The following is a 19170-nucleotide window of genomic DNA, read 5'->3' as shown; positions in this document are numbered from 1 at the left end:
TAGCTTAGAGGCTCATTTTCAGCATTTTGGCTAGCTTCAAGCATCATCCTAGCTTGCTCTTCTTGTTCCTCGCGGCTCTTAAATCTAACGATTTGAAGCGTTTTAACGCTCTCAGTTTTTAGCCTGCCAACTAGTTCCATAAAGAGGTTGTAGCTCTCTTTTTTATACTCCACTAATGGATCTTTTTGGTTATAGCCTCTTAGACCGATACCAGTTTTTAGGATATCCATCTGATAAAGGTGCTCTCTCCACGCATTATCAAGCACTTGAAGGTATAAAATTTTCTCTATATCCCTTCTTTGCTCTTCGTTTAGCACGCTCATCTTTTCGTTATATCTAACCTCTAAAATTTGCGCTATTTTCTCTACTAGCTCATTATACTCTAGCCCTTTTAGCTCGCTCTCGTCGATCTCTTCGCCACAATCTGCAAGGATGATAGAGCATAAATTTTTAATGTCATAGTCATCTTTCAAGCCGCCATGGAAAATTTCAGCCGTATCAAGTAAATTTGTAGCGTATTCAACCCTATTTTGAGCTATCTTTTCGCTCATATCGTAGCTCTTATCAAGTAGCTCGTCGCGGTATTTGTAGATAGTCTTTCTTTGCTCGTTCGCCACGTCATCATACTCAAGCAAGTGCTTCCTAGCCTCAAAGTGCAAGCTCTCGACCTTCTTTTGAGCATTTTCAACAGCTCTTGTCACCATGCGGCTCTCGATACTCTCGCCCTCGTCGATACCAAGCCTATCCATGATCGCTTTTATGCGGTCGCTACCAAAAATCCTTAAAAGATTGTCCTCTAAGCTTAGGTAAAATCTACTCATACCAGGGTCGCCCTGACGTCCAGCACGGCCACGAAGCTGATTATCTATCCTTCTGCTCTCGTGCCTTTCGGTGCCGATAATATATAGACCGCCAAGGTCTCTCACCTCATCATTTATCCTGATATCAACACCACGTCCAGCCATGTTTGTAGCGATAGTTACAGCACCTTTTACACCAGCTTGCGCGATGATCTCAGCCTCTTTTTCGTGGTTTTTAGCATTTAGCACAGAGTGTGGGATGCCAGCTTTTTTAAGCATCTCATGAAGCACCTCACTACGCTCGATACTTGCAGTTCCCACAAGCACTGGCTGACCCTTTTCGTGAGCTTTTTTGATCTCATCAATAACAGCTTTAAATTTCTCATTTTGAGTTTTATAGATAAGGTCGTTTTGATCGATCCTCTTAACTGGCACGTTTGTAGGGATCGAGATAACTTCAAGGTTATAAATTTGAGAAAACTCAGTAGCTTCTGTCTGAGCCGTACCAGTCATACCAGCAAGCTTTTTATACATCCTAAAGTAGTTTTGGTAGGTCGTATCGGCAAGAGTTTGGCTCTCTTCTTGAATTTTCACGCCCTCTTTTGCCTCAAGCGCTTGATGAAGTCCCTCGCTAAAGCGCCTACCCTCGCTTAGACGTCCTGTAAATTCATCAACAATAACAACCTCGCCATCTTTTACAACGTAATGAACGTCTTTTTCAAAGAGATTGTGCGCCTTTAGAGCTTGATCTAAATGGTGGCTTAGCACGGCATTTTCAAGGTTGTATAAATTTTCAACTCCAAAGAGCTTTTCAGCCTTGCTTATGCCAGCTTCTGTGATCATTATCGTTCTATTTTTTTCATCTACTATAAAGTCGCCAGTTGGCTTTGAGCCTGGCACGTTTGGATCAGCTGGAGTGCCTCTAGTAAGCTGTTTTGCAACTTGATCGGCTCTTATGTAGCCATCAAGTGTGCGGTTTGTTGGACCAGAAATTATAAGCGGTGTTCTAGCCTCATCTATCAAGATACTATCGACCTCGTCCACGATGACGAAGTTATGACCTCTTTGCACCTTTTGGCTAGCTTCAAATTTCATATTATCACGCAGATAGTCAAAGCCAAATTCTGAGTTTGTACCGTATGTTATGTCAGCGTTATAGGCAGCTTGTCTTACTTCATCGTCATATCCGCCACTTAGTATCACATCGACGCTTAAGCCCAAAAAGTTATAAAGCTCGCCCATTTGCGTCGCGTCACGCTTTGCAAGGTAGTCATTTACGGTCACTACATGCACGCCCTTGCCACTCATCGCGTTTAATATAACTGGCAAAGTCGCCACCAATGTCTTGCCCTCGCCTGTCTTCATCTCAGCGATCCTGCCCTCGTTTAGCACCATGCCGCCGATTAGCTGCACGTCAAAATGGCGCATCTTAAGCACCCTTTTACTAGCCTCTCTAACGATCGCAAAGACATCATTTAAAATTTGATCTAAAGTGACTTTTTCTTCGACGACTTGAGCTTTAAGCTCGTTAAATTTGATCTTAAGCTCATCATCGCTCATCTTCTCATAAGTTGGCTCTAGCGCATTTATCTGCGCCACGCGTTTTATATATTTTTTGACTTCTCTATCGTTTTTCGTGCCAAAAATCTTTCTAAATACCGATGAAATCATTACTTTACCTTCCTAAATTTTTAAACTTTGGATCTTAGCATAGTTTAACTATTTATTTAATTAAACTGGGCTAGAATACGCAAAAAAAGGATAAAAAATGAGAAAATTTTTAATAGCTTCTCTTGTCGCAGTTTGCTCATTTGGCGCTGGCTTAAATTTCAAAAGCCTGCAAAGTGACTTTACGCAAACTGTTTTTAGCGAGGGCAAAAGTGTAAATTACAAGGGTAGATTTTACGCTAAAAGCGATAACACCGCACTTTGGATATATGAAAGTCCGACACCAAAGAGGATTTATTTTGACAAAGACAAAGTGATTGTGATCGAGGATGAGCTTGAGCAAGCCATCATTTCAAGGCTAGATGACACGCCAAATTTGACGCAGGTTTTGGCTCACGCAGAGCAAATTCAGCCGACACTTTATAAGGCGATATATGACGGAGTTGAGTATTTTATAACGATCAAAAATACGCTTCCAACGACGATTGACTATAAAGACAAGCTCTCAAATAAGATAAAAATCACCCTAAGCAACCCTGTAAAAGACTCGCTCATCCCAAAAGAAACACTAACTCCAGTCATCCCACAAGGTTACGACATCGTAAATCAATAAATTTGGCTAGCTTTTAGCCAAATTTACTCACTTCTGCCCGAAGTCTTTTCCAAATTCTTGCACATTATTTAGATCAATCGGCTTTTGCACCACGTCATTTGGATCAGGCGCGACGATGATCTCATTGCCCTTTTTCTTCTTTTCTGGCTTTGTCATCACATCTTCATTTACGCTTGGATCAGAACATAAATTTTGGCTTTTTATAGCTTTTATGATCTCGCTTAGCTCCAAATTATTTATCACTTTGATGTTTAAAATAAGCACGTCGTCGATGTCAAGCGAGTGTTTTTTGGCTGCATATTTCATAAAGAGCTCTTTAAATTTCTCTTTTCCCATTGAGGTTAGGATATCCTCCACGTAAAAGCTGCCAACAACGACGTTTAGCGCGTCAAGCACGTATGCTTCGTTCTCCTCCACGTCACGTCCGACAACTTCAAGGTTCATGCTTATCTTTTTTGTTAAATTTTGTCCAGCTTTTGAGTAGATATCTGTTTGAAAGTCACTCACTTTTAGCACATCTGCAAATGCAAAAACGCCAAAAACAAGGCTTAAAAGTAGCTTTTTCATAAACTCTCCTTAATATGCAAAAATACGTTTTCTTGGTAAAATTTCTTAACTTCGTCGTCAATTTTAACCACTTTTCTTAAATGCTGCCTAAAATCACTTTTCTTATCATAAAAAAGTTTTAAATTTTTAGGATTTACTGCGCGAGAAAGTGCAACGTAGAGCTGTCCTTTGGCAAAGATGTGATTGATATTGCAAATGAGCGAATTTATACTCATGCCTTGGGACTTGTGGATAGTTAGCGCATAGGCTAGCTTAAATGGAAACTGATAAAGCGAGGCTTGCACGTTCTCTTCGATCTCGTCTTCGTTTAAATTTAGCGCGCAAAAGTTGTAAGCGCACTTTTCTATCTCGCATATCTCGCCACTATCTTTTTGCACGATCACGCTTGCAATGGCGCCTTTTTCTTTTAAAATTTGCATGATCTTGCCCTGCTCGCCGTTGTAGTATTCACCCCATTTATTTGAGGTAAAGATGATCTTAGCCCCTATCTTCATCTCTAAATTTCGCGATATATTTAGCGTGTTTGCCCACTTTTCAAACTCTTTTTTATCTAAATTTTCATCGACTATCATCACATCTGAGCTTGAAATTTCAAGCGGAGCATTAAGCGCAAGAAGCCTCTTTTGATTTAGCATCTCAGCCTCTGCGTTTCTACCAAAAAGCACGCTTGTCTCGCTATCTGGCTCTATGACATCCACTCGCAGCCCCTCTATATAAGCCATCATCTCATCATCTAGCTCGCCAACTCTAAGACGAGAGAGAATTTCATAAAATTTAAGATCATTTGTGCGTTTTGAAACGAGAAGCTCGACATTTGTAAATTTCATATCCTCCCACGCACTGGAGTTAAAAGCGTATAAAAAGTTAAAAAGCTTGCTCTCATTTTGCTCTTTTTGCACGGGCGGGAGCTGATAAAAGTCGCCCACTATAAGCACCCTGCCTTTAAATTTAGATGTAAGCAAGCGGTATCTTATCATCTCCATGACATTTGAGCTAACCATAGAAATCTCATCGATCACAAGCAGGTCGCAGGCATCTAGCATATTTCGTAGTTTGCTTAGCTTGTCTTTTTGCCGGTAGTCAAGCCGTCTTAGCTCCTCGTAGTCCTTGCAGTAGCCAAATTTAAAAAAGCTATGTAAGCTCACACCACCAAGGCTAACAGCGCTTATGCCAGTTGAGCCAAGGATGATGATGTTTTTGAAATTTTCTTTGTAGTGTCTGATGATAGAGGCGGTTAGATAGCTCTTGCCAACACCGCCGCCGCCTGTTAAAAAGACGTTTGAGCGAGATAAAATTTCTAAAATTTGATCTTTCATCTACTCAAACATCTCTGGGCGATACTCAAAATGCATCGTATCAAAGTGCTTCCAGCGTCCGCCCCAGATAAATTTATGCTTTTCAAATACTCGCACGATCTTTTCAGGGATCAAGTTCTCATAGCCCTTGCTCCACTGCCAGTAGTGGCTCTTTTTGACATTTATATCAACTGCGATACCGTAGCTGTGCGCGCTTAGGCGATTTGTACCAGCGATCACTCGCCACTTAAATGTCCCGCCTGGATCTTTTAGGTATTCAAGCAAGGCTGGATCGCTCTTTACCATCTCGTTTAGCTCATTGCTCACCTCTTGCAAGGCAGCTGCGGCGCCATTTTTAGAGTTAAATTTCAAAGGTAAATTTAAAAAATCCTTTAGCCAGATGACATCAACCAAATTTGCTTTTACCGCGCTCTCGCTTGAGCCATAAATTTTGCCTAAAAGCTCGTAGTTTCTGCATCTGCCAGCATCACTTAGAGCAGTGCTTAGTGGCGAAAATGCAGCGTAATCAAGTGCGTTCATATCTTCGATATCAGTCCCAGAGCTGCACTCTTCATCTTTTTGTTTAAAATCATCATAGACTAGGCTCGTGCCATCACTAAATTTAACCAAATTTTCTTCGATCTTTACGCCATAAGCTCTTTGCAAAGCTGAGATCTTTCTAGCCTTATCTAGCATCCCTTGCTCAGGCCTCATCACATTTATAGAATCAACCTTAGAAATTAGCAAATTTGCACTTTGTATGTCGCTTCTGTTTTGTCCGATATTTAGCGTCGTTATGGCAGTCGCTCCTATCAGCGCTCTGCCATTATTTGCAGTCTTTAGCCCCCAAGCATCATGCACCACGTAGATATCATCGCCCTTGTATCCAGCGTAGAGCATGATGTGACCTGGTAGATGCACGAGAGTGAGATATGGCACGCCCTTTTCTTTTATCTCTTTGCTCTTTGCAGCGTTACTAAGACCTTTTAGATTGATCTTCTCTCCCATATTTGCCTGCGCCCTTGAGTTCCTAGGTAACCACACGCCAAAGCTTGCTAGCAAGTCTTTTGTAAAAAGCGAGCAGTCTCTTAGCTTATCCACCCCGCCCCAGCCATAAGGCTGAGTAAGAAGCGAGCTAAGAATTGTCTTTAAATTTGAGTCATTAAATTTAAGTGGAAAAAGGGCGCTAAAAGACTTTGGGAGGACAAACTCCCTAAGCATATTTCTTACATAAATTTTGCCGTAGTAGTTTTTGTCATCTTGCGCCAAAACTGGCAGTATCGCGCCGACACGCGAGTAAAATAAAAAGTTTCCACCCTTGTCATAAACTGGCATCTTGTCAGTTTTTATTGTTACAAAGCTTGATTTTTGATAGGCAAGCGCCTCTTCATCGCTGATAAATTTGATATCTTCAACCTTCACCCAACCCAAAACCGCATCATCACTCACAAACGCCCACGCCCTATCCTTTGAGAGATGCGATACAAAGAGCGGATGAGCGATGCTTAGGGTTGATTCTTGCAAATAATCAAACGGATAGCCCTCACCTGGAGTTTGCGGGTTTAAAAATATCGGCTCGTCAGTTGGGAAATTTCTTACAGCTGTGTTTGCTGAAGTTAGAGCGTAAGCTGAAATTTGCAAAAAGCCAGCGAAATTTGCATTGTCCTTTTGCGCGTCAAACCAGCTTTGAGGTATCTGCCTAAAATTTGAGCCAAAATACTTTCTTTTCTCGCTTGGTTTATATACATTAAACGCCCAAAAAGCGTCATTTGGGTTAAATTTCACGCCTCTTAGGGTGAAAACTTTAAACCTTCTTTTTAAAATTTCATCCTGAGCAAAACTCGCACTTTGCATATTTTGAGGTAGCGACGAGGCGTCTTGTTTTACTTCAAATTCAAGCAAGCTGATACGCTCATTTGGCTTATAGACATTTTCGTCTGGCAGGGCATTTTGCTGCTTGTTTGGCTCTGGTTTTGTTGTCTGCGAACAACCCAAAAACAAAGCAACACTAAGTGCTAAAAATATACCTTTTTTCAAATTTCTTCCTTATCCTTAAATATAGCTTCTACGATCAAAACAAAGATATAAAACATCTTTTCATCGTTGTTTTTACAAATTTGCTTCATCGTCTCGTTTTGATCCCTGACCCTTATATCGTTTGATCTTAAAATTTCTGCAATGTCTGAGCCAAATTTCTTTGAAAGCTCGCCCACTTTAACATCATTTAGCGCGTTTAAAAACCTAGTTGTATTGCAGTCCATCTGCACTGGCTTATGCTTTAAGATATTTTTAAACTCAAGAGTTAGCTTTTTTAGCTTTTTCTTCTTAACGTAGCTGTGAATGATAGTTAAAACAACCAAGCTAAAGCCAAAGAAAATGTGCAAATTTAGCGAATTTTCGCTCATCTCTCCCTTTAAAAAGAGCACGCCGCTTGCAAAAAGCCCCGCCACACAGACAAAAAGTAGCAACAAGATGATGTATTTAAAGACGACCTCGAGCCAGACGTTATCTTTTAGCCTCTCAAACATCAAGCCGCCCTATCTCATCTTCGCTAAAAACTAAAATTTCATTCTCTTTTAGCAGTTTTGCCGCTACGCCGTCACCAAAAATTAGCCTTTTGCTAAAGCTTCCATCATAAATTTGCCCACTTCCGCAGCTTGGGCTTCTAGCTTTTAAAATAGCCTTTTTACAGCCATTTAGCTTGGCTATCTTTAGGCAAATTTTAGCTCCGTTTATGAAATTTTCGCTCACATCTTTAGCTGTTTTTGTGACAACTAAGCCATCTTTCATCTCAGCTGGCTCTCTTGGCGTGCTAAGTCCGCCAAAAACCTCTGGGCAGACAAAAAGCAGATGATACCTCTTTGAAATTTCATCTAAAACGCCTCTATCCAAAAGGTTATTTTCGCCGTTAAATTTGCAGTTTATGCCAGCTAGACAGGCGCTTATTAAGAGCTTTTCTCTCAAAGTCTGGCTTCTTTTAAAAGCTCGCTAGCATAAATTTCACGAAGTTTGCTTGAGATTTCGCCCACTTTTGCGCCGTTTATCGCCTTGCCGTCAGCATAGATGACTGGCAAAAGGATGAGCGTAGCAGCCGAGATAAAGACTTCATCAGCACTATAAACCTCGTCCATGCTAAATTTACGCTCCTCTATCTTTAGTCCGATATCTTTAGCGATCCTTAAGAGCCTCATACGACGAATCCCTGGCAAAATTTCATTTGAAAGTGGCTTAGTGATAAGAGTTTTATCTTTGATGATAAAGGCGCTCGAGCTACAGCCCTCTGTGACAAAGCCGTTTTCGACCATAAAGCCTTCGTCCGCACCCTTTTTGTGAGCCTCATTTTTAGCGTAGCACTGCGCTAGTAGCGAGATAGACTTGATGTCACGCCTTTTCCACCTGATGTCCTCGACGCTTACCACTTTTATGCCTGTTTTTGCAGCTTGGTTGTTTAGAATTTCGCTCTCATAGCAGAAGATAAAGACGCTTGGGGTTAAATTTTCCATAAAGTAGAAATTTCTAAATGCCACGCCTCTTGTTACTTGCATGTAAATTCCGCCCTCTTTTAGGCCGTTTTTGGCGATTATCTCATTTAAGATCGCTTCAAATTTATCTTTTTCGTAAGGTAGGCTTATATCTATCTCATTTAAGCTTCTCTCAAGCCTCGCCCAAAAGCCCTCTTTATCAACCATTTTTGAATTTATCACAGGCACCACTTCATAAATTCCATCGCCAAATATAAATCCTCTATCAAATGCACTAACTTTTGCCTCATCTTTTGGCAAAAACTCGCCATTTAAAAAGACCGTTTCTAAAGCTTTATCTGCCATTTTTAGCTCCTTAAATTTTGTGCAAATTGTATCTAATTTTGTTTGAATTTATAGATTTTTAGATACAATGAGCTGAAATTTTTAAGGTAAAAAGTCTATAAAAAATGAAAGAAAATCTAAGAAACACTATCATTAAAAATATTTTTTTCGTATCAAAACAGCCAGTTTTATTTAGAGATTTGCTAGAAGCAAATGCCCTTTTTAACGAAGGTATGCTAGTTGATGGCGCAAAGCTAAATTTTAGATTTAACCACGTGAAGCTCTACCAAATTTACGCACTAATATGTTTTGTTGTCTTATTTCCGCTTCTCATCATCACGCATCACTTTTTAGCAAATACTGACGCTCACATCTCGATAATAGCAACCACGATCGTCACTTCAGCTGTCTTTATCGGTTTTGATATGTTTAAGGTTTGGGCAAGAAGAGAGATAAGCTTGGATCTTATAAAAAAGGCTTGGAGCGTGCATTTTCCATATTTTGGATATGAAAAGTATTCAAACAAAGTTGAAGAAATTTACAACACCGCTCTTAAAAATGACGTTTCAAAAAAAGATTTAGAACAATATATATATGAAAAGCTAATCTCTCAAAAAGAGAGCGCTGAGTAAATTTCACTTTGCCCTAAAGCAACTCGTAAAATTAGCTTTTGAGCGTTTTCGTCTTTGCAAAGCAGCTTCGTTTCTATCTCACTTATGAAATAATATGGAAGCTTTTTAATCTTTTTATCTAGCATTAAAAACCTATCTGAGATGATTTTTACATCATTTTGCAAGGCGTTTTTCTCTTTTAGCTCATCTAAATTCAGATAATTTCTAAGCTTAATCAGATCGCTATTTATATCATCAAGCTTGCTAGCTATAAATTTTGCATTTTTTATATTATCATCGTCTAAATTTTTACTAACTTTTATAGCGTAGTTTAGCTCATTTAGCGAGCTTAAAATCTCTTTTTCATCCGTGCTAAAAGCATCTTTGTTTGACTCATTTAGAGAAATTTGCACTAATTTTCTAAAACCTATCAAGACATCACTTAAGCTATCTTTTACCTTAGTATAGTCATTTTTTCTAGTTAGCAAATATGCGGCAAAAACTATCACAAAGCCAGCCGCCACGTCGAGCAATCTATCGACCATAAGGGCTAAAAAGTCTCTTTTTATAAGCGAAAAAATGGATGTAAATTCAAACATAAAAGCCGTTGCAAAGACGATTTGTTTGTAGGCTTTAAGATAATAAACCAAAAACATACCGATAAAGACAACCACGTAAAATGCATATGATTCACCCATAAATTTCACAAAAACAAGCGAGATAAAAAAGCCGATAACCCCGCCAAGAAGGCTATCTCTGCCTGCATTTTTTAAAGCATCTTCGTCGCTTTTGTTTAGGCTCATCACCGCTATGGCGATCCAAATTCCATGGTTTATATGCAAAGCTTGCGCTATAAAAATAGCTAGCGACATACAAATGGCAAGCCTTAAAGACTCTTTTAATACTTCATTTTTTAAATTTATCTTTTTAAACGCCTCTTTTAGCGTGATCTTTTTTGTGTTATTAAACGAGAGCTTATCCTCGCCGCCATCTTTTATAAGTAAAAATTTATCATATAGCACGCCAAGCGAGCTTGCAAAAATTTTAAAATTTGAGTTTTTGGCTAAATTTAGCGCTTCAAATTTTAGCTTTGGAGTTTGATTTTTGAAAATTTTTTTAAGCTCAAAAAGATTGTAAGCGATCTCATTTTTTACCTCATTTAAAAGTGCTTTATCATCGATCCTTTCAAACGAAGCGCCTAATGTTCGAAGCAAAAGAGCGATCTCTTCAACTTTATAAAAATAAAATAGCGCCTTGGCTTGATTTCTAACTAGCTTAACATCTTTTATCTTTAGGCTTTTGTTTGCAAAAATTTCTTTTGATTTATCAATCAAACTCATCAAATCTGCGATACTTGCGTAAAAATGGCTCGTGCCAAGCGCCTTACTCGACAAAATGGCGTTATCTAACAAGAAGCTGATGCTCTTTTTAGTAAATTTGCCGTATTTGCCAAAGTTTTCAAATTTTATGATGATGCTTAGCACGCCAGCCAAGATAAGTCCGCCGATGCTTTCAACCACATTTAGCCCAACTGCGGCCTTTGTCACAAAAGCAACTAGCCCTGTTGCATTTACGGCGAGTAAAATTTTGTTTAAATTTGAGCTATAAATTTGGCTAATGCCTACCACAAATATCCAGACAAATACGATAAGCGAGAGCCAAGCGCCAAGGCTGATAAATGGATCAACAAAGGGCATAAAAGCGCAAGAAAGTGCAATATAAAGTAGCAAAAAGGCAAATTTGCTCCTATCTTTGCACTCAAGCTCACCAAGAAAGAAGATGCCCATCGTGATATTTACAGCCATGATGGCGCCACTTAGATGAAAGAAGTGAAAGCACAAAAAGCAGTTAAAGGCGATAGTCGTGGCAGCTTTTAGCGAGTAGATGAGCTGGAAATTTGCAGGGTCGTAGTGGTGGATGAAACTTTTAAATTTCTTGATTATTTCCATTGACGCTCTTGCATATTGTTTAAAATTTGATTTTTATAACGCAAATTTTCAAGCTTTATACTAAGAGCTCTGTTTTCTTCAAGAAGCATATCTCTTTTGCCACTTATGTCGGCGATATCTCTACTTATATAATAAATTTGATTTGCTATGTAAATTTTTGGCAAAAATAGAGCTAGTGCAATAAAAACCGCCAGATAGACCATCACTAGCGTCTTAAAGCTTAAATTTACCTCACGTTTTTGCTCCTCGTCGTGAAGTGTTAGCAGCTCTTCTTTTTCTTGCATCTTTATCCCTTTATCTTAAAAACACGCAGTTTTGCGCTCTTACTTCGTGAATTTTGCGCTAGCTCACTTTGGCTTGCTGTTAGTGGCTTTTTGGTTAAAATTTCGCCCAGTTCATGGTTATTTCCGCACTCGCATCGGTAGATACCAGGCGGGCAGATACAGCTGTTTGCCCACTTTTTGAAGCGCTCTTTTACGATCCTATCTTCAAGTGAGTGAAATGTTATGATCGCCACTAAGCAATCTTTAAAACCACCATTTTCTATACTATCAAGCAAATTTGTTAGCTCGTCTAGCTCGCCATTTACCTCTATCCTGATCGCCTGAAACGCCAGTATCGCAGGGCTAACACCGCGCCCTTTTATCTGAGCTGTGCCGATCAAATTTGCTAGCTCTTTTGCGCTCGTTATCTTGGCTAAATTTCTAGCATTTATTATCTTGTTTGCGATCCCAGAAGCATTTTTTAGCTCGCCGTAGTCCCTAAAAATCCTAACTAACTCATCAAACGAGTAGTCATTTACAACGTCATAGGCGCTAAAACTTCGCTCTTTATCCATACGCATATCAAGCATGCTTGAGCCGATGCTAAAGCCTCTATCATCTTTATCTATCTGTAAAGAGCTAACGCCAATATCAGCTAAAATTGCTCTAACATTTAAAATTTCATCGCCGCTAAGTTTGCTAATAAGCTCAGAGAAATTGCTCTTATAAATTTTTACTCTACAGCCAAATGGCTCAAGTTTTTTGAGCGAGAAATTTATAGCTTCGTTGTCTTTGTCGCAAGCGATCAAATTTAAATTTTCATTTTGAGACAAAATGGCACTAGAGTGTCCAGCATATCCAAGCGTGCAATCTATAAAATTTCCACGCAAATCTTTAAAAAAAGATAAAACTTCGTCAAGTAAAACGCTAATATGCGGACTTTGCAACGCTGCCTCTTTAATGAAATTAGTGTGAAAATTTATCGAAATTTTACTTAAAAAGCTATCATTACATAAAATTTTACACAAATTTTAAGATAGCTTAAATATAATCACCCAAACATAGGAGAAAAAATGGACTTATTGCACTCAACAAATGAGATAAAAAAGATATCTCTTTCGATGTTTAGAAAGAATTTTTTTGGTGTTTTTCATGGTTCTATCTCGGCAAGAGTAGAAAAAAATCAATTTATCATCAACAAGCAAAGTGCCATTTTTGACGACTTGCAAGATAGTGATCTAACGCTTCTTTCATCAAAAAAAGACTACCGATGGAATGATGCAAGCTTAGATGCTGATATACACTTAAACATCTACAAAAACATAAATGAAGCAAAATTTGTCTGCTACGCCATGCCTCCATACGTGACAGCTTATGCAATGAAACATGAAAAGATCGCACCAAAAGACTATTTTGGATGCATGAGATTTAATGAAATTTTAGTCTATGATCCAAAGCAGTTTGACGACTGGTATGAGCGTGCTGAGACAGAAATTTATAGAGCGATGATAGAGAAAAACACTAACGTCGTCGTGATCAAAGGATACGGCGTTTACGCGTATAGCAGGAGTCCTCAGCTACTTGCAAAAGATATAGCTTTGTTAGAAAATAGCTGCAAACTGCTTCATTTTACTGGTGATTACAGCAATTTTAGCATTTAAATTTTTGCTAACAAAGATAAAAAATGTTAGTAAAAATTTAGCAAGAAACGTTTTTATAAAGCCCCATTTTAAGCTTATTTAAGCCAAATTTCTATAAAATATCGCACAAGCTTTGTTAGTATTTTAAAGGAAGAACTTAATGTTATCTTGGATGCAAAAACATAAAAAATACCTAGTCGTGACAATTTGGGTAAGCACGATAGCCTTTGTCGGTGCTGGTTTTGTCGGCTGGGGCGCATACGATCTAAACAGCAACAGAGCTACTTCAGTAGCTAAAGTAGGACATAGAAACATAAGCGTTCAAGAGTTGCAACAAAAATACGATAGACTTTATCAGTACTACAATAACGTATTTGAAGGCAAACTAACTCAAGAAAAAGCTGAAGAGTTAGGCTTAGAAAATGCTGCACTTCAAGCTGCTATCCAAGAAAATTTACTATTAAATTTTGCAGACGACATCGGTCTAAGTGTTAATAAAGATGATGTTTTAAAATATATAATCGTCGATCCAACATTTCAAAAAGACGGCGTTTTTGACAAAAATTTATACTATGATGTGCTAAGAAGAGCCAGGATAAACCCAACTGATTTTGAAGATAATCTAAAGCTAACTATCTTACTAGACAAACTTAGAACTATTTTAAATTTACCTGCAAGCAAAGAAGATATCGCCATGATGGAAGCTAGCTTTTTCATGCAAGATAAATTAGCTGTGCAAATAGTAAATGCTGATCAAAACGAGATCAAGGTAGATGAGAAAGAGCTAAAAGATCTTTGGGAGATAAATAAAAATAACTATATGACAAAGACACTTTATGGTATAGATACATACTTTGTCGAGTCAGAAAAAAGCGACGCAAATGAAAGCGTTTTAAAATCTTACTATAACGAGAACCAAGATAAATATAAGGGTTCTGATGACAAGATAAAACCTTTTAGCGAGGTAAAAGCTGAGGTTAATAAAGACTACAACATAGAGCAAAGCAAAACTAATGCTTTAGAAAAGTATGTCGCTGTTAAAAAAGCTGAACTTGCAACTAATGGTTTTATAAGTGTAAATGAAGACAACGCTACTTTTTCACTTGATGAGATAAAGGGCGCAAAAGTTGGCGAAGTGATAAAACCATTTATCTACAAAGATGGCTATTTGATAGCTAGAATAAAAAGTATAACTCCTCCACAACCTATGAGCTTTGAACAAGCAAGAGCTAATGTGCTTGAAATTTATAAAAGTAAAAAAGAAAAAGAAATTTTAACAGCAAAAGCAAAAGATACTCTACAAAACTTTAAAGGCACAGATGTTGGCTTTGTTAGCAGAGAGGTAAATGGCTCTATTGCGGGCTTAAATGAGAGTGATACAAGAGCTTTTGTATCTCAACTTTTTGACACTAACAACACAAAAGGTTATGTTATATTAGATGACAAAGCCGTAGTGTACGATATTTTGGAACAAAGATTGCTTACTAACAATATAAATAACAACTATAAGCAAATAACACAACAAAATGTTGTAATGCTTAAAAACAACGAGTTGATAAAAGATTTAACAAACAAACTTCTAAAATATTATGAAGTTAAAGAATATGTCAAAAGGTAAAAATTTTGAGTACTAGAATTTTAGGCATAGATGTCGGATCATTTCAAATTTGCGCTGTTATAGCAGAGCAAAATGATGATGGCATAAAGATAATAGGAATAGGCACAGAAAAAGCACAAGGTATAAAAAAAGGTGCTATAAACAACATTGAACTAGCTGCAAAATCTATAAAAAATGCACTCATAGAAGCGCAAAAAGTTGCTGGCACACACTACGAAAGAGTAGTAGTTTCGATATCTGGAAAATATACTAAAAGCGTAAATAGCAGCGGTGTAGTAAATATACCAAATCATGAAATAGGCATAAAAGAGATAGAGCGTGCCATGCAGATGGCAGATCACAATGCCGAGACTTCACCAGAATATGAAAAACTTCATGTCTTACCTTACAACTTTAAAGTGGATGGACAAGAATTTATAGAAGATCCTATTGGCATGAATGGCACTAGACTTGAAGTGCAAACACATATCATAAGTATTCAAAAATCACAACTAAGCAACCTAAGAAAAGCTGTAAATTTAGCAGGTGTGCAGGTTGATAATGTAGTTCTTTCTGGTTACGCTTCAGCCATAGCAACACTAACAAAAGACGAAAAAGAACTTGGTGTTGCTCTTATAGATATGGGCGGCGAGACATGTAATATGGTAGTGCACGCTGGAAATTCACTAAGATATAACTCATATCTACACGTTGGCTCAGCAAATATAACTATAGATCTTTCAATGGCGCTTCATACTCCTTTACCAAAAGCTGAAGAGATAAAACTAGAATATGGCAAACTGGTAAATAAATCAGTTGATCTTATCGAGCTTCCTAGACTTGGTGATGAGCAAAAAACCCACGAAGTTTCACTTGATGTTATATCAAATGTCATCTCAGCTAGAGCAGAAGAGACTGTGATGGTGCTTGCAAATATGCTTGAAGATAGTGGATACAAAGACCTTGTTGGTGCTGGCATAGTACTAACTGGCGGCATGACAAAGCTTGATGGACTAAAAGACCTAGCTTCTGCAATATTTGACAACATGCCAGTTAGGATCGCAAGACCAAAAGAGATGGATGGTTTATATGAGATTTTAAGAGATCCAGCAAATTCTTGTGCCATAGGACTTTGTATGTATGGCGCTGGTGAATTTACACCTTATGAGATAGACTCAGAAAAAAAGATGAGATATAAAGGTGAGTTAAGATCAAAGCCAAAAGCAAATTTCAACATTTTTGAAGAAGAGAAAAAAGAGAAATTTGAAGTAAAAAAACAGGATAAAAATGATTTTGAAGAAGGCATTGAGCTTGTAAATATGGATATAAATTTAGAGCAAACAAACAACAAAAACGAGCTTGCAAATATCGCTGATATAAGTAAGCAAGAAAAAAAACCAAGTGCTTTAAAGAAATTTTGGCACAGCATGACACAACTATTTTGAGGAGAATTTTTACAATGAGCAACAGTTTCACAATCGAAGAGAACAAGAGCCTATATAGCGCAAAGATAAAGGTAGTAGGCGTAGGTGGTGGTGGTGGTAATATGATAAACCACATCATAAGAGAGAATCCAAATTTAGACATCGATCTAATGATAGCAAATACAGATGCTAAGGCACTTGACAATTCTCCTGCACACACAAAGATACAGCTTGGTGAGAAAAAGACAAAAGGTCTTGGCGCTGGTATGAGACCAGAGGTCGGCAAAGAAGCTGCACAAGAGAGCTACGAAGAGATAAAAAGTGCTCTTGAGACTTCTGACGTTGTGTTTATCGCTTCAGGCCTTGGCGGTGGTACAGGCACAGGCGCTGCTCCAGTTGTTGCACAAGCTGCAAAAGAGATAGGTGCGCTAACAGTTGCTGTTGTGACTATGCCTTTTTCATTTGAAGGTAAAAAACGTAGCAAGCTAGCAGATATAGGTCTAAGCGAGCTTAGAAAAGAGAGCGACTCTATCGTTATCATACCAAACGATAGACTTTTAACTTTGATAGATAAAAAATCAGGCATCAAAGAGAGCTTTAAAATGGTTGATGAAGTGCTTGCAAGAGCGGTAAATGGTATGTGCTCTATCGTGCTTGACTCTGGTGTCAGCGATATCAACCTCGACTTTGCTGACGTAAAAACAGTTATGAGCCACAGAGGTCATGCTTTAATGGGCGTTGGCGAGGCTTATGGCGAGGGCGCAGCTCAAGAAGCTATCAAAAATGCTATCCAATCACCACTACTTGATAACATGAACATAAACGGAGCGCTTGGCGTTTTAGTTCATTTTAAAATGCATCCAAACTGCTCACTTGATGATCTTCATAGCGCAATGTCAATGATCGAGGAGGCATCTGATGATGATGCTGATGTGATCTTTGGTACAACAACTGATGAAAACATAGAAGACAATAAAGTCGAAGTTACTATCATCGCAACAGGTTTTAAAGGTGCTGAAAAAGAAAGCGAAGAAAAAAAAATAGCCCAAGAGCCTGAAAACGATCTTCTAAATAAAAATATCGTTTTAAAAAGAAGAGTAAGTGGTGGATATAACAGTGATGAGTATATCTCTCAGCTAGATATCCCATCATATCTTCGTCACCAAATGGACTAAGTCCTAACTAAAAATTCTCCTGTTAAATTGCAAGTTTATCTTGCAATTTACCTTTTTATATATTCAAATTTTAACCATTACTTAACAAACGCCTAAAATTATATTCTATAACTCGCATTATTTTTAGTTTTTACTTGCATAAATTTATTAAAGAGTTTAAGCAGACCAGGCAAATTTAACTACGCTTTATGATATTTTTAAAATTTAAAGTAGAAGTTCAAGAATAAAAGCTAGAAATTTGTTAGCTAAGCTAAATTTCTAGCCAAATTTATTAATTCACTCCAAGTTGTGCTTTTACAAAGTCGCTTGCCATTTGGATATTCCACTCTGGCTCCCAAACTAGGTCGATCTCACACTCTTTTACGCCCTCTACACCAAGCACAGCCGTTTCAACCCAGCCAAGTATCATCTCATGAAGCGGGCAAGACTTAGTTGAAAGTGTCATAGTCACCTTTGCTTTGCCGTTTTCATCGCAGCTTACGTCGTATATCAGTCCAAGCGAAACGATGTCAAAGCCAACCTCGGGATCGACGATATTTGACAGAGCATCATAAATTTTTTCTTTCATTTTTTATCCTTTAAAACCAGTAAATTTAAAAACATTTATCATATTTATAGCAAGCAAAATGATGCTTAAAGCCATAAAAATCATACTTGCATAGACCAAATTTCTCATCTCAAAGATAACTGCCAAAGGATAGCACACAAGCGAAATGGCATTAAACGCTATGGCAAAATATGCAGCCTTTTTTAGTATCATCGCATCAAGCAGCGGCACTTTTGCCTTGCCAACAAAGGGTGCTACGTAATGATACCAGATGAGAAATGGCGCGATCTTATATAGATGAGCCACGATAAAGGCAAATAAAAAGCCATATATCATAAAAAATGCAGCCGAATTTAGCTTTTCTAAAATCATAAAAATAGCAGCCACAAACAAAGCAAGCAGCGAAAAAGCGATATTTACGTTCCAGTAATCATACGCCTTTCTCACGCGCTTTTTTAATATATAAAACGCCTGTGCTATAAAAAGCAAAACCGCCATAGCCACCGCAAAAATCGCTAAATTTTCATCGATTGCCAGCAAAACCCCAGCCAAAATATAAGAGGCAAGAGAGGCTTTACTAAGCGTAAATTTAAGATCATGCGCCAGCGCAAACATCGGTAAAAGCACGCTTGCGGCCCCAAGTATCACGAAAAATACAAAGCCCAGCACAAAATATACGTGAAATTTTAGCGTCATAGTAAAATCAAGCATAAGTGTGCCGCCGAGTATCATCACTAAGCAAAATCCAAGCGTTATGCCAACTAGCAAAAATATCGCCGAGGCGAAGAGTGCAAAGGCAGCGAAGCTTCTTTTTTCATTACCCATAAAGCTTAGCGCATAGGTCGAGCCAAAAAAGACAAGCGTGCCAAATAGCAAAACTGCGCTGATTTGCAAAATCCTAGCCTCGCCAAATATCATCGCATAGCTCATAGCAAGCAGCGATAGGCAAAAGATGGCTAAATTTAAAATAGCCCCTTTGACCGTAAAAAATGGCTTTTCCAAGATGACCGAGGTTAGCTGATAGAGCGCTCCGATGATGATGCTCATCACAAAGCCCACGAAAAATATATGCAAAAAGCCAGCCGTATTTAGCGAACTAATCGCCTCAAAATCAGCGTAAAAAAACGCCGGGACGCTTAGCGCTAAGAAAAAAATGCCAGCGATAAAGTAGCCGCCAACTAGTTTAAAAGGCGGCGCATAGGTGTTTAAAAGCAT

The 19170-nt window shown here is 38.3% G+C and carries 17 protein-coding genes and 1 pseudogene; 6 read left to right on the top strand and 12 right to left on the bottom strand.

Features of this window, described 5'->3' with window-relative positions:
• Positions 1-74 precede the first annotated feature (74 nt).
• Positions 75-2471, bottom strand: a pseudogene (secA, locus tag G6W42_RS07300) (preprotein translocase subunit SecA); the annotation flags it as partial.
• A gap of 97 nt (positions 2472-2568) precedes the next feature.
• On the opposite strand from secA, the gene lolA reads away from it, so the two are divergent.
• Positions 2569-3081: a LolA-like outer membrane lipoprotein chaperone gene (gene lolA, locus G6W42_RS07295; RefSeq protein WP_194173507.1), complete on the top strand. Its 513-nt coding sequence runs from the start codon at positions 2569-2571 to the stop codon at positions 3079-3081.
• 27 nt (positions 3082-3108) lie between these two features.
• On the opposite strand, the gene G6W42_RS07290 is transcribed toward lolA, so the two are convergent.
• From G6W42_RS07290 to G6W42_RS07265, 6 genes are read right to left on the bottom strand one after another with little or no spacing between them, the layout of a single operon-like run.
• Positions 3109-3648, bottom strand: a complete 540-nt coding sequence (locus tag G6W42_RS07290) for a hypothetical protein (protein ID WP_103650207.1) — start codon at positions 3646-3648, stop codon at positions 3109-3111.
• A complete protein-coding gene (locus G6W42_RS07285; protein ID WP_194173506.1) occupies positions 3645-4964 on the bottom strand; it encodes an ATP-dependent DNA helicase in 1320 nt (439 codons plus the stop codon). Before G6W42_RS07285 ends, G6W42_RS07290 begins: the two co-directional genes overlap by 4 nt.
• Positions 4965-6980: an SH3 domain-containing protein gene (locus G6W42_RS07280; RefSeq protein ID WP_194173505.1), complete on the bottom strand. Its 2016-nt coding sequence runs from the start codon at positions 6978-6980 to the stop codon at positions 4965-4967.
• Positions 6977-7471 carry a chemotaxis protein gene (locus G6W42_RS07275; protein WP_194173504.1) on the bottom strand — a complete coding sequence of 165 codons (495 nt, stop codon included), beginning with the start codon at positions 7469-7471 and terminating at the stop codon, positions 6977-6979. The genes G6W42_RS07280 and G6W42_RS07275 overlap by 4 nt, the downstream gene beginning before the upstream one ends.
• Complete coding sequence (locus tag G6W42_RS07270) at positions 7464-7907, bottom strand: DUF523 domain-containing protein (protein ID WP_194173503.1); 444 nt, start codon at positions 7905-7907, stop codon at positions 7464-7466. The genes G6W42_RS07275 and G6W42_RS07270 overlap by 8 nt, the downstream gene beginning before the upstream one ends.
• On the bottom strand, positions 7904-8770 hold the full coding sequence (locus G6W42_RS07265) for a D-amino acid aminotransferase (RefSeq protein ID WP_194173502.1): 867 nt from the start codon (positions 8768-8770) through the stop codon (positions 7904-7906). The genes G6W42_RS07270 and G6W42_RS07265 overlap by 4 nt, the downstream gene beginning before the upstream one ends.
• Before the next feature lie 104 nt (positions 8771-8874).
• Between G6W42_RS07265 and G6W42_RS07260 the strand changes: the two genes are divergently transcribed.
• Positions 8875-9381, top strand: a complete 507-nt coding sequence (locus G6W42_RS07260; RefSeq protein WP_194173501.1) for a hypothetical protein — start codon at positions 8875-8877, stop codon at positions 9379-9381.
• Here G6W42_RS07260 and G6W42_RS07255 read toward each other — a convergent pair.
• Genes G6W42_RS07255 through rsmH form a run of 3 tightly spaced genes read right to left on the bottom strand, consistent with a single transcriptional unit; the run spans position 9360 to position 12519 of the window.
• Positions 9360-11309: an FUSC family protein gene (locus tag G6W42_RS07255; RefSeq protein ID WP_194173500.1), complete on the bottom strand. Its 1950-nt coding sequence runs from the start codon at positions 11307-11309 to the stop codon at positions 9360-9362. The two genes, G6W42_RS07260 and G6W42_RS07255, sit on opposite strands and share 22 nt — an antisense overlap.
• Positions 11300-11593, bottom strand: a complete 294-nt coding sequence (locus G6W42_RS07250; RefSeq protein WP_002940285.1) for a hypothetical protein — start codon at positions 11591-11593, stop codon at positions 11300-11302. The genes G6W42_RS07255 and G6W42_RS07250 overlap by 10 nt, the downstream gene beginning before the upstream one ends.
• 2 nt (positions 11594-11595) lie before the next feature.
• Positions 11596-12519, bottom strand: coding sequence for a 16S rRNA (cytosine(1402)-N(4))-methyltransferase RsmH (rsmH, locus tag G6W42_RS07245; RefSeq protein WP_194173499.1), 924 nt, complete (start codon positions 12517-12519; stop codon positions 11596-11598).
• A 126-nt stretch (positions 12520-12645) separates the two neighbouring features.
• Here rsmH and G6W42_RS07240 point away from each other — a divergent pair, with 126 nt between their 5' ends.
• The 4 genes from G6W42_RS07240 (at position 12646) to ftsZ (ending at position 17408) form a co-directional block, all read left to right on the top strand.
• Complete coding sequence (locus G6W42_RS07240; protein WP_103620957.1) at positions 12646-13233, top strand: class II aldolase and adducin N-terminal domain-containing protein; 588 nt, start codon at positions 12646-12648, stop codon at positions 13231-13233.
• Positions 13234-13372: 139 nt separating this feature from the next.
• Positions 13373-14830: a peptidylprolyl isomerase gene (locus tag G6W42_RS07235; protein ID WP_194173498.1), complete on the top strand. Its 1458-nt coding sequence runs from the start codon at positions 13373-13375 to the stop codon at positions 14828-14830.
• A 5-nt stretch (positions 14831-14835) separates the two neighbouring features.
• A complete protein-coding gene (gene ftsA, locus G6W42_RS07230; RefSeq protein WP_012001611.1) occupies positions 14836-16254 on the top strand; it encodes a cell division protein FtsA in 1419 nt (472 codons plus the stop codon).
• A gap of 14 nt (positions 16255-16268) precedes the next feature.
• The gene (gene ftsZ / locus G6W42_RS07225) at positions 16269-17408 is read left to right on the top strand and encodes a cell division protein FtsZ (protein ID WP_012001610.1); all 1140 of its coding nucleotides are present in this window, start codon (positions 16269-16271) and stop codon (positions 17406-17408) included.
• 271 nt (positions 17409-17679) lie between these two features.
• Here ftsZ and G6W42_RS07220 read toward each other — a convergent pair whose 3' ends face one another.
• Positions 17680-17976: a metal-sulfur cluster assembly factor gene (locus tag G6W42_RS07220; RefSeq protein WP_021084849.1), complete on the bottom strand. Its 297-nt coding sequence runs from the start codon at positions 17974-17976 to the stop codon at positions 17680-17682.
• Between the two features lie 3 nt (positions 17977-17979).
• Positions 17980-19170, bottom strand: coding sequence for a peptidase M50 (locus tag G6W42_RS07215; RefSeq protein ID WP_194173497.1), 1191 nt, complete (start codon positions 19168-19170; stop codon positions 17980-17982).

The organism is Campylobacter concisus (assembly GCF_015230015.1).
GTDB classification, from domain to species: Bacteria; Campylobacterota; Campylobacteria; order Campylobacterales; family Campylobacteraceae; genus Campylobacter_A; species Campylobacter_A concisus_AF.
This window is presented reverse-complemented; position numbering and strand designations above follow the sequence as displayed.